The sequence below is a fragment of the Bartonella sp. AP4SXKL genome, assembly GCF_042195845.1.
GTDB lineage: Bacteria > Pseudomonadota > Alphaproteobacteria > Rhizobiales > Rhizobiaceae > Bartonella.
On the sequence record NZ_JBHIPA010000032.1, the window covers coordinates 1 to 7,234 of the forward strand.

A 7,234-nucleotide genomic window follows, 5' to 3' on the forward strand; every position below is an offset into this window, starting at 1 on the left:
GAAGCGCGTATAAACGCAAAGATTGATGCGCAGTTTGCTGACTTTAGAGACCACACCATTGATGTTGCACGGGCTGCGGGGGGGTGTTGCCGCTGCCATTGCCGGTGGCGATGTTGATGCCGGCGCTGATGCCGCTGGTAATGCTGCGGAGAATAATTTTCTTCCTGCGGTAGCAGCATTAACAGCATTCATTGTGTCGCTTACACTAGAAGAGTTGGCGGCTCTGTCTCTTTTTATGGCTGGCGGAGCAACTATTTTATTGGATCCTCTAGTAATGGGACGGCTATAACGGATTTCCTTGGCTATTTGTTTGCATCGAAAAATGCAGAAGAAGACAGCGAAAAAACAAACTAAAGTCACAAAGAAGAAAAAAACAAAGCTTCTCAGAAGGAAAGTAAAAATAAGACAAAAAACCGAAACAATAAAGAAACACAAAACAATAATGATGGAATGGGTAATATATTTGAACAAGTCAGGAAGCATCATGATAAAAAACGCGATGAAAAAAACAAGAATTAAATGATGAAGGATGTATAGTATGCGAGACAGAAATAGTATTCAAAACTAAGACGGGTAAGGGGTAGTAAAATTTCGTGCGGAATTTGTTTATATAAAGGATGGTAAAATAAACATTGGAGAAGTAAAAACGGGAAAGAATGCTAAATTAAGTGAAAACTAAAAGATTTTGAAAGAAGCATATAAAAAAAGAAATGCTGAGTCCACAAAAGGAAAATTTATAATTTTTTTAAAGATAACAAATAGTTATTAGAGGCATATCAAGAATCGTTCAAAGATTTTAAAGGAAGTGATAAAGAATTAAACCAAGCTAGTAAAAAATGGGTTAAAGAACAATTGAGTAATAAGTTAGACAAAACCGACATTAACGTTTTTCATTATCCAGGACTTTTTGAATGAAAGTGAATAGCGATGCAGACCAAAAACGTAACAGAGATGTTAAAAACGCTTGGCTGGGAACCTTATCGTGCTGAAGATGCTAGTATGTTTGCGCATTATCATCTTCCCGATCGCATTGTAGGCATTAGTTATGATGTTGTAGATTATGGAGATGATGGGGGAAAGTTTCGGCTATCGGCTAATCTTACCACTGCTGCTTATTGCCTTGCTTGGGAATATGCTAGTGGTGAAGTATCACAGGATAAGTATGAAGATACGCTGTTTTCTGAGAAAGAGGATTTCGATGTTACAGCTTCAGATCTTTCAGAAAGCCATGTTAAGGAATCTTTAAATAGGGTTATCGCTTGGGCGCAAGCACAAGATATTGAACAAAAATTACGTGAAAAAGCAGCTAATCATTCTGCTGTTGCAGAAGCATTACTTGGTGATATTGATGCTTTAAAAAGTTCTAAATTTACACCCCAATTACATGTACCAGAATTTGCAGATTACAAAACAATAGGGTGGATTGAGCGCCTCATTCTTTTTGCGCAAGCTTATAAAAACGGGGAGTTAGATGACATTTTAGCGCGTAAAAAACCTAAACAGTGGTCGATGAGTCTTACAGCAGCAACTCGCATTTTTAAAATTCAAGGGTGGTTTGCCACAGAGCTTGGGAAAATGTGGTTGGTTTTGCCGGATCGTTTTATTAAGTTAGATTTTGGCTTTGTACATCTCTATGATCAGTATAATGTTCATCTCGAAGCTGAAATATCTAATGAAGAGATTTCTTTGGCTTGCTTGTATATTCATTTTTGTGGACAACGTAATCTTGTACAACCTATGGATATTTATCGATCTTTTAATACGATTGGAGGGGAGAATTTTCGTGGGGTTGATAAAGGAATTGATATTTGTATAGAGATATTGAATGAGCAAGAGTTGACAAAAATCTCTGAGCGGATAATGCAATGGGCACGTGCCCAAGATTTACAAGCATCAATAGAAAGCAAAACGCTTATCCAAAAATATAGCTATTATCCAGCTGTGATTTGGCATTTGGCTTGTTTAGCATTGAAAGGTCAAATTGATGTCCTAAAATCCTATCAAGATTCTATCGCAGAGGGTAAGCTACCTGACCATTTGCAAAATCTTGATAAAGAACTGGAGGGGTATGTTAACCATGCCGTTAAATTTGCTGAAAAACATCTGAAAATCCTTAATGAGCGAGAGGCAGCAGAAGCACATCTTAGTCCACAAGTTTTGATTACTTTCAATAAAGTTGCAGAGCAATTAAAAGAAATGGGGTGGACAGTTTATCGTGATAAAGACTACAATCGCAATGCTTATTTTATAAGTAAAGACCGTATCATCAATATAATGTATAACCTTCAAAGTGATGAAGAAGAGCCGATTGTTGCATTTAAGGCTTCCCTTTCAACACTTGGCTTTTCCTCTGCTCATAAAGAGATTTTCTATAATATGCCTCAATATATAGCCCTCAAAGAAGTAGAAGAAGTTTATACAGTTTCTAGTACTGAATTGGCTGAAGACAAGGTGAAACAGATCAGTGCGGATATTCTTGAATGGGCTGATCGGCAAAATATTAATCAAATCATTTATGATTATGCAGCTTTGCCAACAAACAGTGAATATGATCTTATAATGCACCATTTTATTGGGCTTATTCTTATTGGGGATGTTGAAAAGCTCAAATCTTACAAGGAGAATTTTAGAAAGGGAAATTCTTTAGGTTTTGTGAAGGGTGTCACGAAGTACATAATCGACAATGCTCTTACGCTTGCACGGTGTTATCGAGCAGGTTTTCCTAAAAATGCTCCGATTTTAAGCTTGGATCCGCAAACAGCATCTGTTGCTTCCAAAACTATTGCTGTTGAGGCGACAGAGGAAGCGGATGACACTGATGATCATCTTACCATGGAAAGTGCTCATGCACTTTTAAAAAGCTTAGGCTGGTTAACCGAGAAAATCAATGAGAATGACCATATGGCAAGCTATCAATTGGCTGATCGTGAAGTAGATATTCTTTATAACGACGAAGTTGCCAAAGATTGTCCGCAATTTGATAGCGCCTTTTTGATTAGCACGGGCATTCTTTCCGCTGCTTGTAAATTCATTGATCCTACCTACACGGAAGATATTCCAGATATACAGCTTAATTTTGAAGCCAAGGGATTGGAAATCTTTGAACCAGAGGTCACTACGGATCGTTTAACACAGGCGCTTGATGATGCGCTAGAATGGGCGGTAACAGACATTGACCTTTCTAAAAGACTTCGCTCTGATTATGGCACTGCTCCTTGGGAAAAAGGCGCCACGTCTAAAGCAAACGATACGGATTATGCTTTACTTCATCTTGGCGCTCTTGCTTTATTGGGTGATGTTGAGACCTTACAATCTTATCAGCAAAGCTTTACGGCAGGTGATCACCTAGGCTTTGACGAGAGCATCAACAAAACCCACCTTGAACGTGCATTAGCTTTAGCCAAAGAAGTAGCAAAGGTGAAGCAAGTGAGCTACGCTTTGATTGAACGGGTAGCAAAAGATTTTGATAATCACTCAGAGCTTTCTAGCGAGGAATAACCTCGCTCTTGGAAGGAGAGTTTATTTAAGTCTATTTAGAACAAAGAATAAATTGATTATTTTGAAAAAATCGAGGGGATTATGAATCATGAAATGGATAAAGAAAAAAAGTATGGGGGCAGCTGAGCCGGTGGAATTTAAAAGTCAAAAAGTTTATCAGGAAGATGAACTGTTTGAGCCCGAAACAGTTTCTTCTTGGAAAGAAAAAGGACAGATAGTAACAGGTACAAATGTGGAAAGAATGGTATCAGGAAGAGCACCTATTGGAGTCGATTTTAGACCTATTATGTTACATCCTGTGACACAAGAACAAGATAGTCCTCTCGTTGAGGTTCTCTACTCATTTTATCAAGGCAGGAGTTTGGTTGCTCCTATGAATCCAAAGACAAATTTTATCAGAAAAGTTATTTGTTGGATTTCAAAAAAAAATTCCTAAGTAGGAAAAAAGAAAGAGTAATTATTGCAAATATTGAAATAATATCCCTAAAAGGCGCTCTCTAAACTTTAATGATCACCTCCTTTAATTCCATCATATATTGTAAATGCGAGATGATTGTACAGAGACAGATGAGAAAAGAGCTCCGTCAAGAACATATCTCTTATGATTTTATCAATCTCATCTCAATTCCATTGGCTAGAGTAGAAAAAGATTGATCATTAGAAACACTCATTATGAGTAAAAACACGCTGTGACTTATGGAGAAAAATTTATGAAAAGTTATACTTTATCAGATGTTGCACAATATGTTGATATGCATAGTCATGTTATTAATTTTGGTACTCAAGATAATGCACCTGATGAGGTGCGGATTAAAACAGCTGAGAACACTCTTGGTTTACAATTTACCTCTTCCTATAAGAATTTTTTAAAAAATTATGGAGGAGGAGAAATTGGAGGTGAAGAAATATTCAGTATTTATGAAATCTGCGCAGGTATTCCTGCTGGTGATATTGTTTACCGAAATTTGCTCGATAGAAGAGATGGCTTTACGGGTCCCAAACAACTTGTTATCTGCACAACTGATTTTGGTGAAACCTTTTATTTTGATTATACGCAGTTTCGGGATGGTGAATGCCCACTCTATCTTAAGTATACATCTGAAGATTCCGAATATTACGCGAGTAATTTTTATGAATTTCTCTGCAAAAGAATTAAAGAGTATGCAGGGGAAGATTCATGAAAACTTATACCTTAGATGATGTTATACAACTAGTTGATAAATAGGATAATTGCGATTTATTGCTTGTTATGAAAACATCTAAAAAGAGATTGATCATTATAAAGATTAGCAAAATCCCTTTTAATAGACCGTGTCAGTGTTGTCAGTTCTTTTTAGAGCCTATATTATTTTTTTAAATGAGTAAAAATTAAAAACTTTATATTTCAATAGGTTAGTATTTTAAAAACATAACTCATATCAAGAGTACAATCTTTAAAGATAACCAATGATGTGAGTTGAATAAAACTTATCAGTTATGTGTCAGTAAATTGAACTGACAAAATAGATTATTTTAGTGAGTAATTAACGCGTGTCTTATGAAAAGCGTATGAAAGTAAAAACTGATTACGTTATTAAAATCCCTTTTATGAATTTTATCAGTTCATTTGAATAGATAAACTTATGATTTAGAGAATGATTAAAACGTGCTTTATAAAAAGCATATGATCCTTTAAAGCCTTTCAAAAGAAAGGGATTATAATCATAAGAAATGTTATCAAGACTATTGTGGTTATGAGTTTTGAGGTTTTTGAGTATTTTGAGGGTTCCTTTTGACCCCCTTTATATATTTTTTTAATAAACAACCTATATCAAGATACAACCTATAAACACAACCCACGATATATTTTTGAAGGTATTTTGAGGGTTTGAGAAACCTTCAAAGCCTATAAGTAATATAAGAAAATGAATATACATAACTCTCTTTAAACAAAGCTTTTGAAAACAATAAAGCTATCATTTTAGATTACGGTATAAGCTTTGCAATCCAAAATACAGTGTTTTAAAAGTCAAATGATTTCTTTTTAGAATAACGCATGATAAATTATCCTTTTAAAGATTGTATGTAAGCTATTTATAAAGGGGGTATAGAGCCTATAGGTATAAGACCTTATACCCCTTTGTGAGTTTAGCATGCCAAGTCTATTCAGTTCCTCTTATTTCTAATTTTGGTAGTTTTTTCACGATTTTCATTGTTTCTAAACTTACGCTAATAACCCTTTGAAACAAATCCAATGGATAAGCAGGATTTCCAACGGTTTTAACAGCATAGTGATTGGCATCATTAACAATGCCACTCTTTTTATCTGTCTTTACACATTGATGCCCCATAATCCATTCAAGAGCGGGCTTGCCATTGACGATATACTCATAAGCTTCAAGAGGGATATCTGTTATTATAAATAACAGTGGTTTAATTTTTCTCTTTACCTGCTTTTGCGAATTCCATTTCAGTCACGTAATAAAACTTTTCGGAATTAGGGATATCAGTTAATTTAGGATTACCCTTTTTAAAGGTCACTGGATAAGGCTCTACATCTTCATAATTCACGTGCAAATGATCCAGTTCATGCCCTGTTACAACAGAGCTCCGTTTTCATATGAGGGGGTTAATTCTTATCAAAAGAATCAAAACGAAGCTTATTAAATCCATTTTGAATGAATAGTGAGAAAACTGGAAAAAATGCTAAAAAAGCCGATAATTTTTTCAAAAGGGTTTTTAAAGGTACTTATCCACAGCCCATGGCATAGGATAAGATCAGCAAAGTAGTGAAATTTGCTGTTTATTTTATGGAAAAAAGACAAATGAAGCATGTGCTTTAAAATATCAGAGTGAGTATTTTGATAGGTTTTATGAGTCACTAAAATAGTCTAGTTTGTCAGTTCAATTTACAGACACAAACTGACAAATATATATTATGGATTGTATTTAAGGTTGTATTGTCGATATAGGTTGTATCGTTAAAATGCTAACATATTGAAATATAATGTTTTTAATTTTTTATCATTTAAAAAAATAAAATAGGCTCTAAAAAGAACTGACAACACTGACAGCACTGGACAAAACTCTTCTGTTCAGATCGCTCAGATCATTGTCTTTGGAGAAAAGTTCTTTGATGAAAATGCCATTAAATATAACTTATTAGAAAATCAAGACTTTGTTTGCTCGCCACATTTGGCGAGCAAAGGCAGGAAAAAGAGTTTTGCGTAATTGTCTTGAAAGGCTCTCAAAGAGATTTCTTATTGTTTTCTATGATGGTTTTTGACGACAGGATGTGCTTGATAGCATGATGTCTCGTTTATATGCGTGTTGAGTGGCTTAGAGGGGCTGGAGAGTGAATTTATCTCTAATTATTGATAAATATATTGTAGCATTAAACTGGGGATATTGAAAACTGGGGATATTGATGTATTAACCATTGACGGGCTAAACAGTTTTGTTTAGAGGTTTTTTCATATAAATGTGGGGGAGAGATCTTCAGCAGTTAAAATAAAGCATTTTTGGGTATCACTTTTCTTTGGTTACAGAGGCATGTGCTTTTGTTAAAAGCGTTATAGGGCAGTGGCTGTTTTGAGTGGATTTATTAGCGGTTCCATGAAGTTCTTTTAAAGAGTGCTTCATGAATAATGCAAAGCGGGGGCAATCTGTATTGTTTTGTGTATTTTTACGCCAAAGTTCTCTTTTGAGAATTTTTCGTGCCATTGTTGTTTTCTTTGGCTTGTTTACAGGTGTAAAT

3 protein-coding genes and 2 pseudogenes are annotated in these 7,234 nt (G+C 35.1%); 4 read left to right on the forward strand and 1 reads right to left on the reverse strand.

The window, feature by feature from the left end:
* The 4 genes and pseudogenes from ACFIMI_RS09265 to ACFIMI_RS09280 form a co-directional block, all read left to right on the forward strand.
* Positions 1–163 (forward strand): annotated as a pseudogene (locus ACFIMI_RS09265) (VENN motif pre-toxin domain-containing protein); the annotation flags it as partial.
* A 764-nt stretch (positions 164–927) separates the two neighbouring features.
* Entirely contained in the window at positions 928–3,498 is a 2,571-nt protein-coding gene (locus ACFIMI_RS09270) for a DUF6990 domain-containing protein (protein WP_375692504.1), read from the forward strand.
* 88 nt (positions 3,499–3,586) lie between these two features.
* A complete protein-coding gene (locus ACFIMI_RS09275; RefSeq protein WP_375613803.1) occupies positions 3,587–3,934 on the forward strand; it encodes an HNH/ENDO VII family nuclease in 348 nt (115 codons plus the stop codon).
* Positions 3,935–4,208: 274 nt separating this feature from the next.
* On the forward strand, positions 4,209–4,679 hold the full coding sequence (locus ACFIMI_RS09280; RefSeq protein WP_375613802.1) for an SMI1/KNR4 family protein: 471 nt from the start codon (positions 4,209–4,211) through the stop codon (positions 4,677–4,679).
* Positions 4,680–5,639: 960 nt separating this feature from the next.
* Here ACFIMI_RS09280 and ACFIMI_RS09285 read toward each other — a convergent pair.
* Positions 5,640–6,081 (reverse strand): annotated as a pseudogene (locus ACFIMI_RS09285) (type ISP restriction/modification enzyme); the annotation flags it as partial.
* Between the last annotated feature and the right edge of the window lie 1,153 nt (positions 6,082–7,234).